Raw genomic sequence first — 21,950 nt, forward strand, 5'->3', positions numbered from 1 at the left:
ATCCCAGCTTCCTGCTCCTTCAAGATCGCAATGATCTGCTCTTCATTGAACCTGCTTCGCTTCATATCGTCCGACTCCTTGCGTCAGACTCTACCAAAAAGCGGTCACATTTCAGGGGAGCACGTCACGATGATGTCATACCTTCTGACAATAGTTGTTAGTGAAAACTTCATACAAATTGATTCAGAATCATTAATTTTGGATCTGTACTGAATTAAGGGTAAACACGGAGAGTTCATTGTGGCTGATATAGACGTAAGGAAGCTCGCCGAGCAGCTCGACGCCGCTCAGGCGATCCTTGACGAGATCCGTGTGACCAGTGGCTGCGATGCATTTGGTCCAGCGCGAGAGCCAGCCTCCAAAAGAGTCGAGGCTGCCTTGGAGAGCGCTCAGCGGGCTCTTCATGAAAGAAAGACGCGGACCAATTTCGTGGGCAATCCCGAAATGTTCGGCGAGCCCGCCTGGGATATGCTTCTGGATCTTTTCATTCGCCAGACGAAGGATGAGAAGATCAGCGGGAAAAATGCCTTTATCGATGCAGAAGCGCCGACCGCCACGGCCAAGCGTTGGCTCAAGGTTCTTGAGCAGAATGGCCTCATAATTTCGCAGCCCGATCCCGCCAGCAGCGACGGCGACCGGACTCATCTCACCCCTACCGGCTATGAGGGTATGTTGCGCTATCTGGAGAGCATTGCGCACTAACCGGAGTACAACGGGGAGCCTGGGCCCATTAACGATAAGGGCTCTACAAGCTTCAGGGGCGCACGTTGATGATGGTATCAGGCGGGCTGGCTGTCGTTTGACGCAGAAGCCGCCAGTGCCTTAAATTGTGGCAGGCTCGCAAGGTCACCAGAGCTGACAGGCCTGCCGAGATAAAAACCCTGCGCCAAGTCACATCCCATCGCCTTCAGCAGAGCGAGCTGTCCTGGCGTTTCAACATGTTCGGCGACACACAGCGCGCCGGCTGCATGACAAAGGTTGATCAGGCCTAGCAGAATCTGGCGAGATCTGGCGCATTCCTGAATGCTCGTTGTTAACGAGCCGTCGAGTTTGACCACATCAAATACCAAATCACGAAGGTATGACACAGAGGCGTGGCCCGCCCCGAAATCATCGAGGGCGACAAGGCTGCCCGCGTCGCGCAGGGCCTGCAATTCCTGCTTGGCCGTCTCGAAATCGGTGAGAACGGCTGTCTCGGTTACCTCGAACAGCATGCGGGAAGGGGGAAAGTCCTGTTCGCAAACGGTCTGAAGAATACGTGCAGCAGCACCCGGACGGCTGACCTGAGTTGCGCTCAGATTGAATGAAAGACGGATGTCATCCGGCCAGCCTCGCGCACCACGAAGCGCCTTTTTCAGCAGAACTTCGCTGATCTGCTCGATCCTGCCGATCCGTTCCGCCAGATGGATGAATTCATAGGGAGCCACATCACCGAGCTCGGCGCTTCGCCAGCGGGCCAGCGCCTCGGCATAGACTGCTTTGCCATTCTCAACCATCATGATCGGCTGATATTCGACCGTCAGCTCGTTGCTCGCCTCCAAGCTGATCAGCAGTCTTTCGAGGCTTGCCTTTCGTTTGTCGATGGAGAAGACGACCTCGTCGTAGAGTTGAAATCGTCCTCGCCCAGAGGCCTTCGCGTTGTACAATGCAGAATCCGCCTGCCGCATGAATTCCGCTATCGAAGTGGTATGCGGCCCCGCCTCCGTTATCCCGCAGGAGAGGCCTACAACCAGCTTTTTACCATCCCATTCAATTGGTTGCCTGACAATTTCGCAGATGCTCGCGCCGCGCGCGAGGATCTCGTTTCGCGCAAGGCCTCTGCTCCAGAAAATCGCGAATTCATCACCGCCCAATCTTGCGACGAGCGCCTGATCTTTGAATGCTGCTACCAGGCGCTCGGCAACGACTTTGAGAATGGCATCGCCGGCGGCATGGCCGAATACGTCGTTGGCCGGCTTGAAACCATCGAGATCACATATCGCAAGCACGCTACCACCTCCCGAACTGGGTCCCGGTACCATGTTGCGTCCCATTTCCCGGATCAGGCGCGCGCGATTGGCAAGGCCGGTGAGGCCGTCTTCATCTGCGCGCTTCAAGGCTGCAACTTCTGCCGAGATCGCACGGTTGTGTTCGCGTGCAACAGCCATCCGGCTGCTGACCAAGCCGGACAGTGCATGGCCGTGGGTCTGCAACAGGCGCATGAAAAGGAGAATGACGAGCAACAGGCTCAGTCCCATCGCCTGTGTCAGATTATCGCCCGTAAAGAGCAGGCGCACTGCGACGGGAAAGCCCAGAATCGCCAATGGCAGCACGGCAGCACGCGGGAAGCTGCTCAATCCGTAAGCGGCGCCCAAGGCCGCCAATATGTTGAAGAGAATGATCGCAAGGGTCAGGTCGGGATGCCTGCTGATCAAGAGCTGCGCCCAGATCGAGAAGCCTGCGCACAAAACGACTGTAAAAAGCACCACGCCGATAAGCTCGGATTGAACTTTCTCGTGGCTCTGGGTCGGCTTTTGCAGAAAGGTCCAGAAGATCGTGCGCCAGACAAGCAGGCCCGACAGCACGGTAACGGCTGAATAGAACGATAGCTCCGAGCCCCCGATCGCAACATGCATACCGATCAGGTTGACGATGGCGCTGGCGTAAAGCAGCGGGATCTGCCTGCGCAGATTGTCATAGATCGCAATCATTTGCTCGCGCTGCTCGCACGAATTCTTCGCCGGTAAGAGGAAGTCGAGCAGCTGCATCACACGCAATAGCTTATCAAATCTGCCTCGCTTTTTGCTTAATCCAGACCTCGGGGAATCATAGGGGAACCCAAGCTGCGCGCTTAAGGTTTCTTAAGGAACCGAGCGCCTTTTGGTGTTCGCTTGGCGAGGCGTGCAACGGTTTTATTCCGGTGGTCAGGAACAGCGTCACTGGCCCGGCCGGCGGGCACGGGGGAACCGGAAAACCAGCTGGCAGGCCTGCGATTGAAGAGGGTTGCCGGGCAGAAAGCATGGTTGCGATCCAGCCATTGCCCTTGGGTGAGACCTGATCCGGGTTTGGCTCGTGGATCGCTGCTCCGCCAGTCGCCGCGCTTGGCGTTTTTGGTGCCGAAAAAGCCTGGAACCACTGTTGTGAGCCTACCGGAAGCGTCCGCATGATATCCCGGCTATCGGTCCTTTTTACGCGTGCTGATTGGGCGACAAAGCTTACCTGTCACAGGTTCAATGGCGTTTTATCCGGAAATGTCGGCGCGCTTCAGTTTTCCTGAAGGCCTGCAAGTTTGCTGCATGCAGAGGCTAGGCGGCTCTCTGCCTGTCACCTCAAGTGGGACCTGAGAGATACCTCATGCACCATGCAAGCTCCGACCGTGCGGCATTGCTCCCGCGCAGGTGAGGCGCGTGTTTGCGGCAAGGGGCCCTCCCATCGGGCCTGCCGATGCGGTTCGAGAGATATTGCAGCTCAGTCCGCCTGTCACTTGCGGCGGGCACGAGCTGCCGCGCCAGCCAGCGCGGACGGTTAGGGCAGCGCAGGCCTTATGAGGGGCAGCCAAGACTGCCGGGCTTTTAGGCACGGCGTGCCTGTCCTTACATGCAACACCGATCACCCGATGGCTTGGCGATGTGATTTTCTGCCCGATAATTAGGCAGCATAATTGCTACCTAATTATCGGTCGCCGCGGCCCGAAACCTGTGCCGCAAATTGAGGCGGTACGCCGCAGCCCGCTTCCCTTCGCGGCCCTCATTGGTGGTCTGGGTCACTGATCTCCCGGTGGGCTTATTCCTCCCAGACTCTCCCGGCTTCTTTGCAAAACAGGAACCGAGGTTGGTCGAACCTGATCATCAGGCTTTGCTCACCATACTCATCCTCCACCCAGGCATCGGAGATGATCAGGTCAGGCGTAAAGAGCGGATGTTCGATCACCTCGGTGATCGAGCGGCCCGGCAGCCGGAGCAAGATAGTGACTGGCAGTACCATGTTCCGAATCTTCACGGTGTCGTAGCGCCACGAGAAAGCTCTGGTATCCTCGTCCCATCCATGGGCGCGAACGTGGCCATCGAAGGTAGATAATGATGGTCGCGCCCCGTAATGATCAGACTGGTAGAGCAATCCAGATCGTAGGAACTCTGCTAGATCGTAATCGAGCTTGATGGCGTTGATTGCGAGCTTGTCGATCCACCCATGTGCGCCAAGCGCTGCAAGCGTCTGTTTGACTTGAGCTCTTTCAAACGGAATTCCTCTCGCGCCATATTGATCGAGGAGGTCGTTGAGGGAATCCTCTTCAAGTTCGAAACTCTCCATTTCGAGGTGCTGGTTCAGAGTTCGGTATCGCGCTATGACCGGAGTTTGCTGATGAAAATACCAAGTGCTGGTGCGTAGGATCCGAAGATCCTCTAGCTCGACCGGAATTCCATTTGCCGACCACCTTTCTGACATGATTTTGAGCCGCCACCGCGTTGTCTCAATGCGGTCTGCCAATTCCTCAAGACGCATGTCCACGCCAAACGATACCCAAAATGACACGAGATAGGCAACGCGATCCGCAAAGCGAGTTTCGGCATCATAATCGCAATCGTCCTTGTCCTCGTCATCTTCTTCCTCATCCTCATCCTCCTCTTCCTCTTCCTCGTACCCCACTTCCTCGGTACTGAATCTGACGAGCAGGACAACGCATGGAACGAGTTCAAGCTCGACGTCGCAACTGAGCTGTTCCTCATCGATCGCGATGGACAGCACCTTTGGTTGCCGCCCCTCGATTGAACACTGCTTGCGCTCGATCGCGTCCAAGACTGTCAAGGCGCTTTGCGATGCGCTGTGCCTGCCGTCCTTGCTGTGCCAGACCGTCATGACGAGGCGTCCAGCGCCAAAGTGCTGCTGTTATGGCTTATGTCCATGGCTGTGCCCTTCACTTTGGCCGGAAGGGAAAAGGCGCGAGGCCCGGCGCGGCCGTCGCTGCACGCTGAAGCGCGGCCGTGCCCTGCATCAGGCGAATGGCGAAGTCGGCGCGGGGAACCGGGCCGAAGCGCACGAGGCGTGCATTGCTGTAGCCGTATCCCGTCTCGTCATCATGTGCCGCGATCATGAACAGCTCGGGATTGGGGGAATACCACGGCGAACAGCGCGGATTGATCCTGATCTTGTTGTTGAGCCGCTCGTAGACGGCGATGTTGGTCGGTCCTTCATGTTCTTGCCCGGGCTGGAACGCGACCGCGACCACGTCGCGGTCACGCGTGAAGCCTTGCTCGTGAAGTCCGAGTTCTTTTCCTGCCGGAACCGCGATCAACGCCGCCTCCCGGGGGTTTGCAAGTTCGCGCGGGGCTCCGGTCATGATCAGAGTGGCCAGCGCGGTCACATATTTGTGAGCCTCTGCGAGGTTCAGCGGTGAGTTCTTGTAAGCATCCATTTGTCGGTCCTGTCCATGCTCCACGCGCACGCCTCCCGGTGAGGGAAGCGAACGCGGCGGAAGAGATGCGTCGCAGACGCAACTCTCCTGTGGTTCAAAATGTCGGGTTGCCGAATCCGTGGCTTGTCCACTCTCGGCCGGAGCGCCCACAAAAGGCTCGATCATATCCGGCCAGAAGGCCGCACATATGGACACGCTCACTCCCAATATCGGCACATTGTGCGGAATGTTAAAGGATTTTTTTCGGTGCCCGCGTTTTTTTTGATTTTACGCGGTCAGCCTTCGGTGTTTCGCCGCGCCGAGGGCGCGCTAGAGGCGGACGAATCCCCGGCGCCGACACCGACGAAAGCGGATTCTAAAAAGCGTGGGCGCCGAGCGCACCGGGCGATCCGCTCGTACTGGAGGGGGTCTGGCTCGGTCGATGGCCTGTCAGGCGGCACGGTGCGCGATGGGCATGGCCTGCAAGCTGCCAGCGCCGACGTCCTGTCTCGCGCGGCTTGAACAATCAGCGGTCTGGGCGGCGCGGGGCTTCGGCCGCGACCGAGGCGTTCCCTGATTGCCCGGCAGCGAATGCTGCGCTCAGGGCCGCGACTCCAGGCCCGGCGCCGCGATCGGGTGGGCAACCAGCGCGAGCGGCGGCGAGGGCTGAGCAGGCGCCGCGGCGCCCGCCAGCAAGACCGGGCGTCCGGCCGCGGCAAGGGGAAGTGGCCGGAGCCTGAGGTGAGCGCGATGCGGGCATATTAATGGCCAGGCACTGACGGAAACACCTGGCGCTGCCGGGCGGCCCCGAGCGGGCGTTGGTCGGACCGAAAACGAGCGTGCCAGGCGCTTTTTGCGTGATGCCGATCAGGATAGCGTGACGATTGCGAAATCCGGCCGATCGGGTTTGGCCCGCAATCGGCACGCTTTCCGGTGGATAAACGCAAAAAATTCCGCAGGCATCTTGCGCCCGGAATCGCGGCGAATCATAGTGTCGAAATGAGGACCACGACAGGGTACCACGGCAGGGTACCGCGGGGTTTTGACTCGAACAGAAACGCGTTTCTTTTCAATGCTTTGGATTTGAAGAAATCCATGGCTGGGGTGGCAGGATTCGAACCTGCGCATGGCGGTACCAAAAACCGCTGCCTTACCGCTTGGCTACACCCCAGCAGAGCCGCGCTCTATAGCGCGTGATTTCGCGTTGTGAAGGGGCTGAAAGCGCACAAGTGCGCCTCCTTCGGCTGCGGTTCAGACCGGCGGGCCTGAAACCAGCCGCTTGCCTTCGAAATCGGCGGCTGAATGACGCTCTTTCATCTGGGTGTCCTCATCGCCCCACACCTTGTTGACGATCCGCCCGCGTTTCACCGCCGGACGCGCCGCGATTTCCTTCACCCAGCGGCCGACGTTCTTGTACTCATCGATGCTGAGGAAAGTCTTGGCATCATTGTAGATGTGGCCAGTGGTGAAAGGAGCGAGCCACGGGAAATTGGCGATATCGGCTATGGTGTATTCGTCCCCGCCGAGATAGCGGCTGTCCGCCAGTCGCTTGTCAGCCACGTCGAAGATACGCTTCACCTCCATTGCATAGCGGTTGATCGGATATTCGTACTTTTCAGGCGCATAGGCGTAGAAGTGGCCGAACCCGCCGCCGATGAACGGGCCGGTGCCGACCTGCCAGAACACCCACGAAAGCACCTCTGCGCGGGCCGCCGGGTCGGTCGGCAGGAATGCGCCGAATTTCTCGGCGAGGTGGACGAGGATCGCTCCGCTTTCGAACACCCGGAACGGTTCCGGCCCGCTGCGGTCGATCAGCGCGGGAATCTTGGAGTTGGGGTTCGCCGCCACAAAGCCGCTGGTGAACTGCTCGCCTTCGGATATGTTGACTGTCCACGCGTCATACTCCGCGCCCGCGTGGCCCGCCTCCAGCAGTTCCTCCAGCATCACCGTCGCCTTCACGCCGTTGGGCGTGGCGAGCGAATGAAGTTGGAACGGGTGTTCGCCGACCGGCAGATCGCGGTCTTCGCGGGCTCCGGCGGTTGGGCGATTGATGCTGGCGAAGCGTCCGCCCGACACGGTATCGGGGTTCCAGACCTCGGGGGGCGTGTAGCTTGCATCGGCCATGGGAATCACTCCTTTGGGCGCGCGGGAAATGCGCGTTGTCTCGAAAGCCAAGCTGGCGTGCGGCGCGGCGCAGCGCAAGGTGGAACATCGCTGCACCGGTCCGCTTTTGCTTGGCGATGGAAAAGCTGGTCTATGTCGACGACGATCTTCCCGGCATCACCCGCAGGCGCGCGGGCAGGGGCTGGGCCTATTACGATCCAGCCGGAAAGCTGATCCGCGATTCAAGCGAACGCAAGCGGCTCAACGCGATTGCACTCCCGCCCGCCTATTCCGATGCATGGTTCTGCCCGGTGGATAACGGCCACATCCTCGCCACAGGATACGACGATGCCGGGCGCAAGCAGTACCGCTATCACCCCGGTTTTCGCGAGGCGCGAGAGAGCGCGAAATACGATGCCTGTGCCGCTTTCGGAAAGCTGCTGCCGTTGATGCGCAAGCGGGTGGACGAAGACCTCAGCCAGCCCCGCGTCACCCGCACACGCGCACTGGCCGCGGTGGTGCGTCTGCTGGATGTGTCGGCGATCCGCATCGGCAACGAGCACTACGCGCGCACCAACGAAAGCTACGGCGCGACCACGCTGCGCAGCGATCATGCCGAAGTTGGCGCACGGCGGATCGCGCTCCATTTCGTCGGCAAGGGCGGCAAGGAACGCGACATCGATCTGGCCGATGCGCGGCTGGCGCGGGCGGTGCGCCGGATGCAGGATCTGGACGACAGCGACGACGATCACCTGTTCCGCTATGAGGAGGAAAACGGGGATGGGGACGTTGCCGTGCGCCCCGTCACCTCCGCCGACGTAAACGCCTATCTGCGCGAGACGATGGGTAAGGATTTCTCGGCCAAGCATTTCCGCACCTTCCACGCCAGCGCGCTCGCCTTTGAAAAGCTGGCGACCGGCAGGGGGCACGTGAAGTTGGGCGAAATGCTCGATCACGTGGCCGAGCATCTCGGCAACACCCCGGCGATTGCGCGCAGCGCCTATGTCCATCCCGCGGTGATCGCGCGGATCGAGGGGCAGGGGGCCTGGCGCGAAGGGCTGCGACTGCCGCGCGCGACCCGCTGGCTCACCCGTGCCGAACGCGGACTGATCGCGTTTCTTGAAGAGTGCGGCGACCTGCACGATCTTCGGGCCAGCGACGACGACTGAGGCTTGAACTCTAGGCAGCGGCCCCCGCGCACGTTACAGCCGCGCGAAGCAGGAGACGCAAGCGGATGACGCAGGGCCACCCCTTTTACGATATGCACGAACACGGCTTCGTGCGCGTCGCCACAGCGACTCCGTGCAGCCGCCCGGCCGATGTTCCCCACAACACCGCAGGCGTGCTGGAAGAAGCGCGCAAGGCGCACGAAGCGAATGTCGATCTGGTGGTGTTCCCCGAACTGACGCTGTCATCCTATGCGATCGACGATCTGCTGTTGCAGGATGCGCTGCTGGCCCGTGTCGAACAGGCACTGGCGGAGGTGGTCGCGGCATCGGCCGATCTCACCCCGGTGCTGGTGCTGGGCGCGCCGCTGCGCCGCGGGGACAAGCTGTATAATTGTGCAGTGGTGATTGCGGGCGGCCAGATCCTCGGCGTGGTGCCCAAGAGCTTCCTGCCCAATTACCGGGAATTCTACGAAAAGCGTCACTTCGCTCACGGACGCGGCTGCACCGACCTGTGGATCGCGGTGGCGGGCGAGGAAGTGCCGTTCGGCACCGATCTGGTGTTTGCCGCGGCCAACCTTCCCGGCTTCCGCTTCGGCGTGGAAATCTGCGAGGATTACTGGGCGCCGATCCCGCCGGGGATGACTGCTGCTCTCGCGGGCGCGCTGATTCTGTGCAATCTCTCCGCCTCGCCGATCACCATCGGGCGTGCGGATGATCGCCACCTGCACTGCCGCTCCAGCGCCAGCCGCGCCATCGCCGCCTATGTCTATTCCGCCAGCGGCCACGGCGAAAGCACCACCGATCTCGCATGGGACGGGCAGGGCGTGGTTTACGAAATGAGCGACCTGATGGCGCAAAGCGCGCGGTTCGACCTGTCGGGCGAATTGTGCGTGGTAGACATCGATACTGATCGCCTCGCCGCCGAGCGGATGCGCAACCAGACCTACGCCGATGCCGCCGAATGGGCCGGGCGCCCCGAAGACAGCTACCGCCGGATCATCTTCGAACATGGGTATGCAGAGGGCGATATCGGGCTGCTGCGCCCGGTCGCGCGCTTTCCGTTCGTTCCGGCGCGGCCCGAAAAGCTGGACGAGGACTGTTACGAAGCGTTCAACATCCAGGTCGATGCGCTGATGCGGCGGATCGAGGCGACCGGTAGCAAGAGCCTCGTCATCGGCATTTCGGGCGGGCTGGATTCGACCCATGCGCTGATCGTGGCGGCCAAGGCGTGCGACCGGCTCGGCCTGCCGCGCAGCACCATTCGCGGCTACACCATGCCCGGCTTCGGCACGTCTGAAGGGACGAAGTCGAACGCGCACCGGCTGATGGACGCGATGGAAATCACCGCCGGAGAAATCGACATCCGCCCCGCCGCGTCCAAGATGCTGGAAGATATCGGCCACCCCTTCGCCGCCGGAGAGCCGGTGCATGACGTGACGTTCGAGAACGTGCAGGCGGGCCTGCGCACCGACTACCTGTTCCGCCTCGCCGGGCAGCACAAGGGCTTCGTGATCGGCACCGGCGATCTTTCCGAACTGGCGCTGGGCTGGTGCACCTACGGCGTGGGCGACCACATGAGCCATTACGGGGTCAATGCCGGCGTGCCCAAGACGCTGATCCAGTACCTGATCCGCTGGGTGATCCAGACCGGGCAGTTCACCGATGCGTGCGGGCAGGTTCTGGGCGCGATCCTCGATACGGAGATTTCGCCCGAACTGGTGCCGCCGGGCGCGGACGGGCAAATCCAGTCGACCGAGGAGTTGATCGGCCCGTATGAATTGAACGACTTTTTCCTCCACCACGTGATCCGCTTCGGGCAGCGCCCTTCGAAGGTGGCGTTTCTCGCATGGCATGCGTGGCGGGAGCGCGAAGGCGGCGAGTGGCCGGCAGGCTTCCCCGATGCGCGCAAGAACGAATATTCGCTGACGACCATCGCCCGCTGGCTCGACAAATTCCTGCACCGCTTCTTCGGCTTTTCGCAGTTCAAGCGTTCTGCGCTGCCCAACGGGCCGAAGGTCTCATCGGCAGGCGCGCTGTCCCCGCGCGGTGACTGGCGCGCGCCGTCGGATGCGGTGGCGACGGTGTGGCGCGAGCAGCTTCGCGAAAGCCTGCCTGCCGATGTCGCGCGAGAGGTGTTCGGCGACGACCACAGCTGATGGTTGCCGTTTCGAAGACCGGCGGCCTGCCTTTTTCAGCGCTCGCGATCATGGTGTTCTGCAACATCGCGTGGGCCCTGAATGTCGTGGTCAGCAAGATCGCGGTGAGCACGCTCGGCCTGCCGCCGCTGTTCTATACCGTGCTGCGTTCCGCCATGGTGCTGATTGTGCTGTTCCCGCTGCTGCGCCAAATCCCGGCGCGCCTGCCGTGGGTGCTCGCTATCGGCTTTGCCGTCACCGGGGGCAGTTTCGGGTTGCAATTCGTCGGACTGCAGACCGCGAGCCCATCGGCCGTGGGGATCGTCAACCTTGCAGGCGCGCCGCTGACGGTGCTGTTCGCGATCCTGTTTCTGGGTGAGGAAGTGCGCTGGCGGCGCGGCATCGGCATGGCGCTGGCATTGGGAGGCGTGGGGCTGGCGATCGGCTCGCCTTCGGCATCGGGCAGCTTTGTGGGCCTCGCCTTCGCGTTCGGCGGCGTGCTGATGGGCGCGTTTGCCTCGGTGTTCGTCAAGCGGCTGGCGATCGGCTCGGTCGCGCTTCAGGCGTGGGCGGCGGTCGCTTCGCTGGTGGTGATGCTGCCCGCCACACTGGCGCTGGAAAGCGGCCAGATCGAAGCGGTGCGCGCTGCGCCATGGGCGGTGGCAGCTTGCGTGGTATTCGCCGGGCTGGTGGTGTCGGTCGGCGCGCACTCGGCCTATTTCAAACTGTTTCAGGCGCATGATGCCAACCTGATCGTGCCGCTGACTTTGCTCACCCCGCTGCTGACGATCGCTTTCGGCACATGGCTGACGGGTGACGAGATCGGCTGGCCGCTGCTGGCGGGCGGGGCGATGGCGCTGGCGGGGGTGGCGATCATCGTGGTGCGCCCGAGCCGCAATATCTTCAAGCCGCTGCTGGTGCGCCCGCGGCTGTGACGGGCGCGCCAATGTTTCGCGTGAAACATTCGTAATCCGGCGAAGCCGAGGCAAGATCGCGGGCTGGCGGGGGCAAGCGCGACCTGTTGCGCTCGCCCCCTGCTTGCATCACGCGGCCAGCTTCATTGCGGCATCCTGCGCGGCGGCGATCTTGGCCTCGCCGTCTTCGCCCATGATCCCGTCGGCGGCCACGATTTCCACATCTGTGATCCCGAGAAAGCCGAGGAAGAAGACCAGCCACCGGCTCATGAAGTCGATGTCGCTGCCCATCGGGGTGCCGCCGCTGGCAATGGCGAGATAGGCCTTCTTGCCGGTCAGCAGCCCTTCGGGACCGGTCGGCGTGTAGCGGAAGGTCGTTCCGGCGCGCGCCACCAGATCGGCCCACGCCTTGAGCGTGGCGGGCGGGCCAAAATTATAGACCGGCGAGGCGATGACGATGGTGTCAGCCGCCTGCAATTCGGCGATCAGTTCATCGGCGATGGCGGCGAGTTCGGCCTGTTCCGGCGTGCGCTCGGCAACGGGCGCGAGGTTTGCGGCGAAACGCTCGGCGCTGACATAGGGAATATCGTTCGCGGCGAGATCGCGGGTGGCGACAGCCGCGCCGGTTTTGGTGGCAAGCCCTTCGACCAGGCGCTGACCGAGACCGCGCGAAACGCTGTCGCCGTCCGAACGGATGCTGGCGGTGATGTAGAGAATGTTGCTCATGGCGGGGTTCCTTGAATGCGGGGAGGGTGGAGCCGGCCAGCGGTTGAGGTTGGGGGAACCGGCCGGCTCCGGGGAAAGGCTTAGGCCGCGTCGACCAGCACCACTTCGCTGTCTTCCAGCGCGGTAATGGTGATGCTGTCCAGCGCGGTGATCGCCACGCCGTCACGGGCATTCGCCTCGACATCGTCGATCCGGATCTTGCCGGTGGCGGGCACCAGATACAGGTGACGGTCTGCGCTGCGGGGCGTGTAGGTCACGCTCTCACCCGCCTTGATCGTTGCCCCCAGCACCCGCGCATCGGCCCGGATCTTGAGCGCGTCATTATCATTCGCCACGCCGCTGGCGAGCGGCACGAAGGCGCCGTTGCGGCTGTCCTTCGGGAACTGGCGCGCACCCCAGCTGGGTTCGCCGCCACGCTCGTCGGGGATAATCCAGATCTGGAACAGCGTGGTGTCGGTGCCTTCGCGGTTATATTCCGAATGGCGCACGCCGTTGCCCGCGCTCATCACCTGCACGTCGCCCGCTTCGGTGCGGCCTTCGTTGCCCATGCTGTCGCGGTGGGTGATCGCGCCGGTGCGGACATAGGTGATGATCTCCATGTCGCTGTGGGGATGGGTGGGAAAACCGGTGCCCGCAGCGATCTTGTCATCGTTCCAGACCCGCAGGGCGCCCCAGTGGACGCGGGCGGGATCGTGATAGCTGGCGAACGAGAAGTGGTGGCGCGCATCCAGCCAGCCGTGGTTGGCGGCACCCAGCGTGTTGAAGGGACGAAGTTCGATCATGGCGTTTCTCATTGTTTCGGAGTGGCCCGCAACTGGGCTCGCTCTGTTGCAACGGGAGATAGGCTGGATGGTTCAGACGGATAAGTGCGATAAAACTTGCCAAGATGTTCGTATTATCTGAACATGCAGCCCATGAAACTCGGTGAACCCTCCCTCGATCAACTGCGCATTTTCATCGCGGTGGCCGACCACGGCAGCTTCGGCGGCGCGGCCAAGGCGATGGGGCGCGCGGTTTCGGCAGTGTCCTATGGCATCGCCCAGTTGGAGGCGCAGCTGGCGCTCACCCTGTTTCACCGCGAAGGATCGCGCCGCCCGGTGCTGACTGCGGCGGGCGAGGGCCTGCTGGCAGAGGCGCGCAGCGTTGCCGACCGGGCCGATGCTCTGCTGGCCAAAGCGCGCTCGCTCCACGCGGGGCAGGAAGCAGCGATCACGCTGGTGGTCGATGTCATGGTGTCCGGCGAGGTGACCGCGCACGTGCTCGGCGCATTCCGGCAGATGTTCCCCACCTGCGCGCTGACCTTGCGGATCGAAGGGCTGGGCGCGGTCGCGGCCTGCCTGATCGAGGGCGAGGCCGATCTGGCCATTGGTGGCCCGGTGATCGGCGATCAACCGGGGCTGGAGCGGCAGGTGGTGGGCGAGATCGACCTGATCCCCGTCGCCGCGCCGTCTCACCCCTTGGCGCGCGCAGGTATCGCGGCGGGGGAAAGCCGCCGCCACCTGCAGCTGGTGCTGACCGACCGCTCGCCGATGACAGAGGGCCGCGAATTCTCGGTGCTCAGCCCGCTGACATGGCGGCTGGGCGATCTGGGCGCCAAGCATTCGCTGCTGCGCGAAGGGCTGGGCTGGGGCAACATGCCGCGCGCGATGGTGGCGGGCGATCTGGCGTCGGGCGCGCTGGTGGAACTCGACCTGCCGGAAAAGCCGGGGGCGCAGTATCGTCTCAGCGCCCTGTGGCGGCGCGACGCGCGGCTCGGCCCGGCGGCGAGTTGGTTGGTCGATGCGTTTCGGGAGGGGCTTTGATGGCGTGTTCAGATTGCGCGATCAGTCCCCCGAACCCGTTTCCCTGTCGGCCAAAGTCACCCTGAGGGTCGTCTCAGCCATACAAGAGCTTGCATCTTGCTGTCGCAAAATTCGACCTCGATGCCTTGGCTTAGGCGGCTGTATTGTAGCTTCACAAGGGCTGGAGCGGACACAATCGCAACGCGCTGAAGCCCGTATTTTTGCGACATCATCAAGTGATCGCGAATTGCCGCGCCGGTTTGGCGGTCCTGAGCCAAAAATCCTTCCATTTCACCCAACACACGAATTGGCGTTCGCTGTTTGACAATTGGAGCAGCGGCATTGATCAACTCGTCAAGAAACGCTCTCATCTGTTCGAGCTTCCAGAACCCACCGATGGCGAAATAGATTTCGCCAAGTCGGACGTTTCGAGTGACCTCGTGGCTGGGAGCTGTCGTGACCATCCCAATCACTGTAAACGAGCCGTGTTAACATAGTGTTAGCGCGATAATTTAGCGGGGCCGAACATTACAGGTGCATCCCCTGCGATCAGAGATTGGTGGGAACTTGCCGCCCCCTAAACCTGCTCCAGCGCCTCAAGCACCGTCCCCGCAGCGAGCCATGCCTGTTCGGCATCGGCCAGCGCGTCGGCGGCCTTGGCGCGGGCGCTCAGCAGACTTTGCAGCTTTGCGCTGTCCGCTCCGGGCTTGCCGCTGCTCGCCGCGAGGATCTGCTGATCCAGCCGCTCGACCTCGGCAGAGGCGCGGGCGAGGGTCTTCTCCGCCTTGTCCAATTCCGACTGGGCAAAGCGCGCCTGCGCCATGGTCTTCGCGCCGTTCGGCTTGGCGCCTGCGCTGCTCCCCTTGATCGCATCGCCCTTCGGCTTCCGGCCGAGGATGAAGTCGATGTAATCATCCATGCTGCCGGCATATTCGCGCGCGGTTCCGTTATCGACCAGCACCAGCCGGTCGGCGGTCAGTTCGACCATGTGGCGATCGTGGCTGATCAGGATCACCGCGCCGGAATAGCTGTTGAGCGCCTGAATCAATGCCTCGCGCGCGTCGACATCCAAGTGGTTGGTCGGTTCGTCGAGGATCAGCAGATGCGGCGCATCACGGGTGATCAGCGCCAGCGCCAGCCGCGCGCGTTCCCCGCCCGAAAGCTTGTCGACCCGCTGGTTCGCACGCGGCCCGGAAAAGCCGAACCGGCCCAGCTGTGCGCGAATGGCGCCCTGCGATTGCCCGTCCATCGCACGGTTCATCAGATCGAGCGGGGTGTCTTCGCCCGCCAGTTCTTCCACCTGATACTGCGTGAAATATCCGACCTTCAGCTTGCCGGGAGCATTCACCGCGCCCTCCGCCGGGGACAGCTGCGAGGCGAGCAGCCGCGCCAGCGTGGTCTTGCCATTGCCATTGCGGCCCAGCAGCGCGATCCGGTCATCAGCCTCGATCCGGAAATTCAGCCGCTTCAGGATCGGCGGCGCTTCGCCGTAACCCACCGCCGCCTGCTCCAGCGTGATCATCGGCGACTTCATTTCCGCCGGATCGGGAAAATCGAAGCTCAGCGTCGGGTCTTCCATCATCGCGGCGATGGGCTGCATCTTGGCGAGCATCTTGGCGCGCGATTGCGCCTGCTTGGCGGTCGAAGCGCGGGCCGAGTTGCGGGCGACATAATCCTGCAGCCGCGCGCGCTGAGCATCCTGCGATGCCTTGGCCGAAGCCAGCTGCGCGGCGCGTTCGGCCCGCTGCTTCTCGAACGCGTCATAGCCGCCGGGATAGAGCGTCAACTGCCCGCCCTGCAGGTGCAGGATGTGATCGACCACCTTGTTGAGCAGGTCGCGTTCGTGGCTGATGACCACCAGCGTGGCCGGGTAGGATTTGAGGAAGTTCTCCAGCCACAGCGTCGCTTCGAGATCGAGGTGGTTGCTGGGCTCGTCCAGCAGCAGGATGTCGGGTTCGGAGAACAGCAGCGCGCCGAGCGCAATGCGCATTTTCCAGCCGCCGGAAAAGCTGTCGACCGGGCGCTTCTGCATCTCTTCGTCGAACCCGAGGCCGTTGAGGATCTTGGCCGCACGTGCCGGGGCGCTGTAGGCGTCGATGGCGAGCAGACGTTCGTGGACATCGCCCATCCGGTCCATGTCGGTGCAGGTTTCCAGCTCTTCCAGCAGGCTGGCGCGCTCGGTGGCCGATGCCAGCACCACCTCTTCGGGCGTCATGCTGCCGCTGGGGGCTTCCTGCGCGATATAGCCGATCCGCGCACGCGAAGGCTTGCTGATTTCGCCATCATCCGGCTCGATCTCGCCGATCAGCGCCTTCATCAGCGTGGATTTGCCCGCGCCGTTGCGGCCGATCAGCCCGACGCGTGCGCCCACCGGCACGGTTGCGCTGGCGCGTTCGAGAATGGCCCGGCCGCCAAGCCGCACTGTGACACCGTCGATGGTAAGCATGCGCGCGCCTGTAACAGCCTATTGCTTGCGGCCCAAAGGAAATTCCGCATTGCAGCAAATGCGGCTACGGCCCGAAGCGGATCGGCGCGTCTCCCGCCTGCCAGGGCGTGAATTTGGGCATGACAGCCTTGAACAGATCCGAAGCAAGGTGCCGTTCGAGCCACTCCTGCACATGCGGCAATCCCTGCGCGTCGAACCAGTCGCGATCGGTGTTGGCGAACTGGCGGATAAACGGGAACAGCGCGATATCGGCTAGGGTCGGGCGATCACCGCGCAGATACGCGCTCATGCCAAGCCGCGCATCGAGATCGAGCAGCACCGACAGGCCATGTGTGCGATGATCGAGGCGGAATGTGGCCTCGTCGCCGGCTGCCTCTTCGGGATAGCGGTTCGGATATTTGTAACGGTCGAGATGGTGCTTGAACGGCCCGTCATTGCGCGAAATCAGCGCCGCATCATCGCCTGCCAGCCAGCCTTCGGGATCATTCTGCGCCAACGCCCAGCGCATGATGGCGAGGCTTTCGTCCACCACGGTTCCGCCCGTAAGCACCAGCACCGGCACGGTCGCCTTGGGGGAGGCTTCGGCAAGCTGCGGCGGCTTGGCGGCGAGTTTTACCTCGCGCAACTCCACCGCGATCCCCGCCGTCCATAGCGCCATCCGCGCCCGCATCGCATAGGGGCAGCGGCGGAAGGAATAGAGGATGGGCAGCGCAGTCATGGCATCACCTTGCGCACCGCACCCACGTGCAATTCACCGCGTGCCTTGGCGAGCGCTTCCTGCCGCTGGCGCTCGGCGTAACCGGCGCGTTGTTCGGGCGTGCGTTCGTCGATGCAGGCGGGGCAGCTCACCCCGTCCTCGTAGTCCGGATGGGCCAGCGCGGCGGCGTCGAGCGGGCGGCGGCAGGCGCGGCACAGCTGGAAGGTGCCTTGGGCTAAGCCATGGCGCACTGTCACGCGCTCATCGAACACGAAGCATTCGCCCTGCCACAGGCTCTCGTTTTCAGGGACGTGTTCGAGATACTTCAGAATGCCGCCCTTGAGGTGATAGACCTCCTCGATCCCCTCGGCCCGCAGGAAGCTCGTGGATTTCTCGCAGCGAATGCCCCCGGTGCAGAACATCGCAACCTTCTTTTTGCCTTCGAGCAGTTCGTCACGATGCGCGCGGAACCAGGCGGGAAAATCGCGGAAGGACGGCGTTTGCGGATCGACCGCGCCTGCGAATGTGCCGACCGCGACTTCGTAATCATTGCGGGTGTCGATCACGATGGTTTCCGGGTCCGCGATCAGCGCGTTCCAGTCATGCGGATCAACATAGTGGCCCGCCGACAGAGTGGGGTCGATGTCCGGCTCCCCCATGGTGACGATCTCGCGCTTCACCCGCACCTTCATGCGGTGGAACGGCATTTCGGGCGCGGCGGAGTATTTGACGTCGAGGTCAGCGCACCCCGGCAGCGCAAGGATATGGCCGAGCACTGACGCCAGCGCGTTGTCGGTGCCCGCAATGGTGCCGTTGATCCCTTCGCGCGCGAGCAGCAGCGTGCCCTTGATCCCGACCGCCTCGCACGCGGCGAGAAGAGGGCCGCGCAGGGCTGCGGGGTCAGGGAAGGGCGTGAACTTGTAGAGCGCGGCGACTGCGATCAAACCCGCATCACCCAGCCATGCGAATCGGCGGTCCGGCCGTTCTGGATACCCACCAGCCGCTCGCGCATCTTCGCCGTCATCTGCCCGATCCCGCCTGCGCCGATCTGGAACTCGCCCGCGGGGGAGGCGACCGTGCCGACCGGGGTTACGACCGCAGCGGTGCCGCAGGCCATGGTTTCCAGCAGCGTGCCGTTTTCGGCCTCCTCGCGCCACTGGTCGATGGCGTAAGGTTCCTCGCGCACGTCGAGCCCTTCTTCGCGCAGCATCGCGATCAGCGAATCGCGGGTGATGCCGGGCAGGATCGTACCGGTCAGCGGCGGTGTGACGACGCTGCCGTCGGAGCGGACGAAGAACAGGTTCATGCCGCCCAGCTCCTCCACCCAGCGGTGCTCGATGGCATCGAGGAACACCACCTGATCGCAGCCTTGCGCGGTGGCTTCGGCCTGCGGCACCAGCGATGCGGCGTAATTGCCGCCGGTCTTGGCCGCCCCGGTGCCGCCGGGCGCAGCGCGGACGTAATCCTGGCTCACCCAGATTTTCACCGGGTTCACGCCCTTCTTGAAGTAATTGCCCGCCGCGCTGATGATCACCACAAACTTGTATTGCTTGGCCGGTCGCACACCGAGGAAGGCTTCGGAGGCAAACATGAAGGGGCGGATATACAGCGATCCGCCTTCGATCGGCGGCAGCCATGCGGCGTCCGCAGTTACAAGTTCGCGCACGGCGGCGAGGAAGGTTTCCTCCGGAATTTCCGGCATCGCCATGCGCCGCGCACTGGCATTGAACCGCGCCGCGTTGGCCTCCGGACGAAACAGCGCCAACCCGCCATCGGCGTGCGCGAAGGCTTTCATTCCCTCGAAGATTTCCTGCGCATAGTGCAGCACGCTGGCGGCCGGATCGAGCGGGATTGGGCCGCGCGGGCCGATGGTCGGTGTCTGCCACCCACCTTTGTCCGCGTCGTAATCGATCACCACCATGTGATCGGTGAATACCGTTCCGAAGCCGGGATCGGCGATCAACGCCTCGCGGGTTGCATCGGGCGTGGGCGAAGGGTGAGGCGTGCGGGTGAAGTGCATCATGCGCGCCTAATCCTGCGCGGGGATTTGGGCAAGATACGTGTTGGCGGGCTGACGTAGTTCGTCCCTCTACCATAATTCACGTGAACCACTCCTCCGACGAGAATGACCAGAACGGGCGGAAGGCCCGCAAGGCCGGAGTCGAAGCCGGAGGCGCAGACGTGCGAAGCACACCTGCAAGGCCGCCCGCAGGCGCTCTGCGGCGCAGCGGCAGAAACAGCGCCGAGGACGAAGGCGCGGAGGCGCCTTCGCACCACAAATATGAAAAGGGCAGCTCCGCCGAATGGCTGGAACTGCCCTTGACATGGTCAGCGGCCGGAAGTGCCGCTCACGAAGCCTTACTTGGCCAGATAATTACCGAGTATGCTCCGTAGGGATCTTCACCGACCTCGCTACTGAACCATGAGACATCGGATCACCTCCTTTCGCGCTTGTGAGCCAGACCCGCCGCATCACCGGGGGCCGAGAGCCGCGATCGCCGCTGGCCTCGAGACGCAATGTGAATCATGGAGGTGACAGTGACAAGTCTTGTATAAAACTTTTCCCGCGTCATGATCTTTCTCCACCGCGCAAGCCTGTGCTGACCGGCGCCTGAGGGGAACCTCGGGCGCATTTCGTTTGGGGCGCGGAAGTGGACAGGCTGCGGACAAGCCTGTGGATATTAATGTATAGAATCGGGTGTTCCTGATTGCCTGCCCGCCGGGCCGCAGGCCCGCAAGGCCACGCGGCCGCCCCGCAGGCGCTCTGCCGCACAGCGGCAGAAGCAGCGCCGAGGACGAACCCGCGGAGGCGGGTTCGCAATACAAAATTACCGACAATCTTCGATCACCCGGCTCACTTCGGCCCAGGCAGGCAGGTAAAGCGGCGGCTGGCCCCCCGCCTCGATCGCGAATCGTCCCTTGCTCAGCGCCATCGCGTCGAGCAGCGGGTCTCCGGGTGCCATCAGCGTGCGCGTGACCATGCCACTGAGGCTGGCGACCTGCGTACGCGTTGCCGTCTCGGTGCGGATCGTGATCGGCCCTGCGCTTGCGCCATAGACGGCCACGAAGACCTCGCGGCCATAGGCGCAGGATATCGCGGCCAAACGTTCATTGTCGGGAGACAGGAATTCGGCGACACTCGAACCGTCCTCAGCGATATAACGCCATGTCCCCGGCGTCGCGGGCGCATCCATCCAGTTGTCGGTCGCCGGCGCCTGCACCGGTGGGGGCGGCACAGGAGCGGGAGCAGGGGCGGGGCGAGCCACCGGGCTGGGCGCGGGCGAGGGTACGGGAGCGGGCGCTGGCGGCACCGGAGCGGGCGCTCTGGTCGAGGGGATGCAGGCGGCAAGGCCAAATGTCAGCGCGATGGCGCCGATAGCGTGACGGTAGATAGCTTTCATGGGCGCACTTTGCGCGCTAGGGGTCGCCCTTGTCCATGCCCGAAACCCCGTCCCGTCCCGCAAAACCGCAAAAGCGTCGCGTCGATCAGCTGTTGGTCGATCGCGGTCTCGCCGAAAGCCGCGCCCGGGCGCAGGCGCTGGTGATGGCGGGGCTGGTGTTCGTGGGCGAGACCAAGATCGAGAAACCCGGCCACCAACTGCCTGAAGGTGCGGCGCTGGACGTGCGCGGGCGCGATCATCCGTGGGTCAGCCGTGGCGGGATCAAGCTGGCGCACGCGTTGGAGCATTTCGGGCTCGATCCTTCAGGTGTGACCGCGATGGATATCGGATCGTCCACCGGGGGCTTTACCGATGTGTTGCTCCAAAAAGGCGCGGCGCACGTCTTCGCGGTGGACAGCGGTACCAACCAGCTTGCGTGGCGCCTGCGCGAAGACCCGCGCGTGACCGTTCTGGAACAGACCAGCGCGCGCATTCTGACGCCTGAACAGATCAGCCGACCTTGTAGCTGGGTTGTGTGCGACGCCAGCTTCATCAGCTTGGCCAAGGTGCTCGACCGCCCGCTCGAACTTGCCGCCACACCGTGCCAGATAGTCGCCTTGATCAAGCCGCAGTTCGAAGTCGGGCGCGAAGAAGTAGGCAAGGGCGGAGTGGTGCGCGATCCTGCTTTGCATAACCGCGTGTGCGACGAAGTGCGCGAATGGATCGAAGGGCTGGGCTGGGACGTACAGGGCATTGTCGAAAGCCCGATCACCGGCCCGCAAGGCAATGTCGAATTCCTGATCGCCGCCCGGCGCCAATAGGCCGGCTCACAAACAAAAACCGGCGGCAACCCGTGGGTCACCGCCGGTCTTGTCTGTCCGCTTTCCGGTGGTTCACACCGGAACCGGCAAGCCCAAAGGCTTACTCGGCAGCGGGGGCTTCTTCAGTCATGGCTTCGCCTTCGGCAGCCATTTCACCTTCGGCAGCCATCGCGTCTTCAGCCGGGGCTTCTTCAACCATGGCTTCTTCGGCCACGGCGGTGGTGTCGGCTTCGGTCGCTGCTTCTTCAGCCGGGGCCGAGCAAGCGGCGGTGACGACAGCGAGGCTGGCGACGGCGATCAGCGCAGAAATCTTCTTCATGATATTTTCCCCTGTAAGACCGAAAGGGCGGCCTGTAATGAGCGGAAGCGCGTGGGTTCGGTAACTCCCCGCCGCCGCAACGCTTCCGAAT

19 protein-coding genes and 1 tRNA gene are annotated in these 21,950 nt (G+C 63.0%); 6 read left to right on the forward strand and 14 right to left on the reverse strand.

Going from position 1 to position 21,950, the window contains the following annotated elements; all coding sequences use genetic code 11:
* Positions 1-240 precede the first annotated feature (240 nt).
* Positions 241-702, forward strand: a complete 462-nt coding sequence (locus J3454_RS00005) for a hypothetical protein (RefSeq protein ID WP_349511725.1) — start codon at positions 241-243, stop codon at positions 700-702.
* Positions 703-779: 77 nt separating this feature from the next.
* Here the strand turns inward: J3454_RS00005 and J3454_RS00010 are convergent, their stop codons facing one another.
* The 5 genes from J3454_RS00010 to yghU all read right to left on the reverse strand — a co-directional run bounded on the left by J3454_RS00010 (position 780) and on the right by yghU (position 7,492).
* Complete coding sequence (locus tag J3454_RS00010; protein ID WP_349511726.1) at positions 780-2,747, reverse strand: putative bifunctional diguanylate cyclase/phosphodiesterase; 1,968 nt, start codon at positions 2,745-2,747, stop codon at positions 780-782.
* Positions 2,748-3,762: 1,015 nt separating this feature from the next.
* Entirely contained in the window at positions 3,763-4,833 is a 1,071-nt protein-coding gene (locus tag J3454_RS00015; RefSeq protein ID WP_349511727.1) for a hypothetical protein, read from the reverse strand.
* Positions 4,834-4,891: 58 nt separating this feature from the next.
* Positions 4,892-5,338, reverse strand: coding sequence for a hypothetical protein (locus tag J3454_RS00020; protein WP_349511728.1), 447 nt, complete (start codon positions 5,336-5,338; stop codon positions 4,892-4,894).
* A 1,126-nt stretch (positions 5,339-6,464) separates the two neighbouring features.
* Positions 6,465-6,539, reverse strand: a tRNA-Gln gene (locus J3454_RS00025).
* An 80-nt stretch (positions 6,540-6,619) separates the two neighbouring features.
* Positions 6,620-7,492 carry a glutathione-dependent disulfide-bond oxidoreductase gene (gene yghU / locus J3454_RS00030; RefSeq protein WP_349511729.1) on the reverse strand — a complete coding sequence of 291 codons (873 nt, stop codon included), beginning with the start codon at positions 7,490-7,492 and terminating at the stop codon, positions 6,620-6,622.
* 116 nt (positions 7,493-7,608) lie between these two features.
* Here yghU and J3454_RS00035 point away from each other — a divergent pair, with 116 nt between their 5' ends.
* The 3 genes from J3454_RS00035 to J3454_RS00045 all read left to right on the forward strand — a co-directional run bounded on the left by J3454_RS00035 (position 7,609) and on the right by J3454_RS00045 (position 11,710).
* On the forward strand, positions 7,609-8,640 hold the full coding sequence (locus tag J3454_RS00035) for a DNA topoisomerase IB (RefSeq protein WP_349513111.1): 1,032 nt from the start codon (positions 7,609-7,611) through the stop codon (positions 8,638-8,640).
* Positions 8,641-8,705: 65 nt separating this feature from the next.
* Positions 8,706-10,796, forward strand: a complete 2,091-nt coding sequence (locus tag J3454_RS00040) for an NAD(+) synthase (protein ID WP_349511730.1) — start codon at positions 8,706-8,708, stop codon at positions 10,794-10,796.
* Positions 10,796-11,710, forward strand: a complete 915-nt coding sequence (locus J3454_RS00045; RefSeq protein WP_349511731.1) for a DMT family transporter — start codon at positions 10,796-10,798, stop codon at positions 11,708-11,710. Before J3454_RS00040 ends, J3454_RS00045 begins: the two co-directional genes overlap by 1 nt.
* A gap of 108 nt (positions 11,711-11,818) precedes the next feature.
* Here J3454_RS00045 and J3454_RS00050 read toward each other — a convergent pair whose 3' ends face one another.
* Together J3454_RS00050 and J3454_RS00055 are read right to left on the reverse strand one after the other, a co-directional pair.
* Complete coding sequence (locus J3454_RS00050; RefSeq protein ID WP_349511732.1) at positions 11,819-12,415, reverse strand: FMN-dependent NADH-azoreductase; 597 nt, start codon at positions 12,413-12,415, stop codon at positions 11,819-11,821.
* 80 nt (positions 12,416-12,495) lie between these two features.
* Positions 12,496-13,197, reverse strand: a complete 702-nt coding sequence (locus J3454_RS00055) for a pirin family protein (RefSeq protein WP_349511733.1) — start codon at positions 13,195-13,197, stop codon at positions 12,496-12,498.
* Between the two features lie 132 nt (positions 13,198-13,329).
* Between J3454_RS00055 and J3454_RS00060 the strand changes: the two genes are divergently transcribed.
* Complete coding sequence (locus J3454_RS00060) at positions 13,330-14,217, forward strand: LysR family transcriptional regulator (protein WP_349511734.1); 888 nt, start codon at positions 13,330-13,332, stop codon at positions 14,215-14,217.
* 56 nt (positions 14,218-14,273) lie between these two features.
* On the opposite strand, the gene J3454_RS00065 is transcribed toward J3454_RS00060, so the two are convergent.
* From J3454_RS00065 to J3454_RS00090, 6 genes are all read right to left on the reverse strand, one after another.
* Entirely contained in the window at positions 14,274-14,660 is a 387-nt protein-coding gene (locus J3454_RS00065) for a hypothetical protein (RefSeq protein ID WP_349511735.1), read from the reverse strand.
* 113 nt (positions 14,661-14,773) lie between these two features.
* Positions 14,774-16,642, reverse strand: a complete 1,869-nt coding sequence (locus tag J3454_RS00070; protein WP_349511736.1) for an ABC-F family ATP-binding cassette domain-containing protein — start codon at positions 16,640-16,642, stop codon at positions 14,774-14,776.
* A gap of 64 nt (positions 16,643-16,706) precedes the next feature.
* Positions 16,707-17,360: a glutathione S-transferase gene (locus tag J3454_RS00075; protein ID WP_349511737.1), complete on the reverse strand. Its 654-nt coding sequence runs from the start codon at positions 17,358-17,360 to the stop codon at positions 16,707-16,709.
* Positions 17,357-18,283 carry an oxygen-dependent tRNA uridine(34) hydroxylase TrhO gene (gene trhO / locus J3454_RS00080; protein ID WP_349511738.1) on the reverse strand — a complete coding sequence of 309 codons (927 nt, stop codon included), beginning with the start codon at positions 18,281-18,283 and terminating at the stop codon, positions 17,357-17,359. The genes J3454_RS00075 and trhO overlap by 4 nt, the downstream gene beginning before the upstream one ends.
* On the reverse strand, positions 18,280-19,359 hold the full coding sequence (locus J3454_RS00085; protein WP_349513112.1) for a branched-chain amino acid aminotransferase: 1,080 nt from the start codon (positions 19,357-19,359) through the stop codon (positions 18,280-18,282). The genes trhO and J3454_RS00085 overlap by 4 nt, the downstream gene beginning before the upstream one ends.
* A gap of 808 nt (positions 19,360-20,167) precedes the next feature.
* A complete protein-coding gene (locus J3454_RS00090) occupies positions 20,168-20,740 on the reverse strand; it encodes a hypothetical protein (protein ID WP_349511739.1) in 573 nt (190 codons plus the stop codon).
* 35 nt (positions 20,741-20,775) lie between these two features.
* On the opposite strand from J3454_RS00090, the gene J3454_RS00095 reads away from it, so the two are divergent.
* Positions 20,776-21,540 carry a TlyA family RNA methyltransferase gene (locus J3454_RS00095; protein ID WP_349511740.1) on the forward strand — a complete coding sequence of 255 codons (765 nt, stop codon included), beginning with the start codon at positions 20,776-20,778 and terminating at the stop codon, positions 21,538-21,540.
* A 100-nt stretch (positions 21,541-21,640) separates the two neighbouring features.
* On the opposite strand, the gene J3454_RS00100 is transcribed toward J3454_RS00095, so the two are convergent.
* Complete coding sequence (locus tag J3454_RS00100; RefSeq protein ID WP_349511741.1) at positions 21,641-21,859, reverse strand: hypothetical protein; 219 nt, start codon at positions 21,857-21,859, stop codon at positions 21,641-21,643.
* Positions 21,860-21,950 lie beyond the last annotated feature (91 nt).

The organism is Erythrobacter sp. NFXS35 (assembly GCF_040148725.1).
Taxonomy (GTDB): Bacteria; Pseudomonadota; Alphaproteobacteria; order Sphingomonadales; family Sphingomonadaceae; genus Erythrobacter.

Excerpts from the sequence above, each read along its gene's own strand:
- J3454_RS00010 (WP_349511726.1), bottom strand. The coding sequence starts at position 2,747 with ATGCAGCTGCTCGACTTCCTCTTACCGGCGAAGAATTCGTGCGAGCAG.
- J3454_RS00015 (WP_349511727.1), bottom strand. The coding sequence starts at position 4,833 with ATGACGGTCTGGCACAGCAAGGACGGCAGGCACAGCGCATCGCAAAGC.
- yghU (WP_349511729.1), bottom strand. The coding sequence starts at position 7,492 with ATGGCCGATGCAAGCTACACGCCCCCCGAGGTCTGGAACCCCGATACC.
- J3454_RS00035 (WP_349513111.1), top strand. The coding sequence starts at position 7,609 with ATGGAAAAGCTGGTCTATGTCGACGACGATCTTCCCGGCATCACCCGC.
- J3454_RS00040 (WP_349511730.1), top strand. The coding sequence starts at position 8,706 with ATGACGCAGGGCCACCCCTTTTACGATATGCACGAACACGGCTTCGTG.
- J3454_RS00045 (WP_349511731.1), top strand. The coding sequence starts at position 10,796 with ATGGTTGCCGTTTCGAAGACCGGCGGCCTGCCTTTTTCAGCGCTCGCG.
- J3454_RS00050 (WP_349511732.1), bottom strand. The coding sequence starts at position 12,415 with ATGAGCAACATTCTCTACATCACCGCCAGCATCCGTTCGGACGGCGAC.
- J3454_RS00055 (WP_349511733.1), bottom strand. The coding sequence starts at position 13,197 with ATGATCGAACTTCGTCCCTTCAACACGCTGGGTGCCGCCAACCACGGC.
- J3454_RS00060 (WP_349511734.1), top strand. The coding sequence starts at position 13,330 with ATGAAACTCGGTGAACCCTCCCTCGATCAACTGCGCATTTTCATCGCG.
- J3454_RS00065 (WP_349511735.1), bottom strand. The coding sequence starts at position 14,660 with ATGGTCACGACAGCTCCCAGCCACGAGGTCACTCGAAACGTCCGACTT.
- J3454_RS00070 (WP_349511736.1), bottom strand. The coding sequence starts at position 16,642 with ATGCTTACCATCGACGGTGTCACAGTGCGGCTTGGCGGCCGGGCCATT.
- J3454_RS00075 (WP_349511737.1), bottom strand. The coding sequence starts at position 17,360 with ATGACTGCGCTGCCCATCCTCTATTCCTTCCGCCGCTGCCCCTATGCG.
- J3454_RS00085 (WP_349513112.1), bottom strand. The coding sequence starts at position 19,359 with ATGCACTTCACCCGCACGCCTCACCCTTCGCCCACGCCCGATGCAACC.
- J3454_RS00090 (WP_349511739.1), bottom strand. The coding sequence starts at position 20,740 with ATGAAAGCTATCTACCGTCACGCTATCGGCGCCATCGCGCTGACATTT.
- J3454_RS00095 (WP_349511740.1), top strand. The coding sequence starts at position 20,776 with ATGCCCGAAACCCCGTCCCGTCCCGCAAAACCGCAAAAGCGTCGCGTC.
- J3454_RS00100 (WP_349511741.1), bottom strand. The coding sequence starts at position 21,859 with ATGAAGAAGATTTCTGCGCTGATCGCCGTCGCCAGCCTCGCTGTCGTC.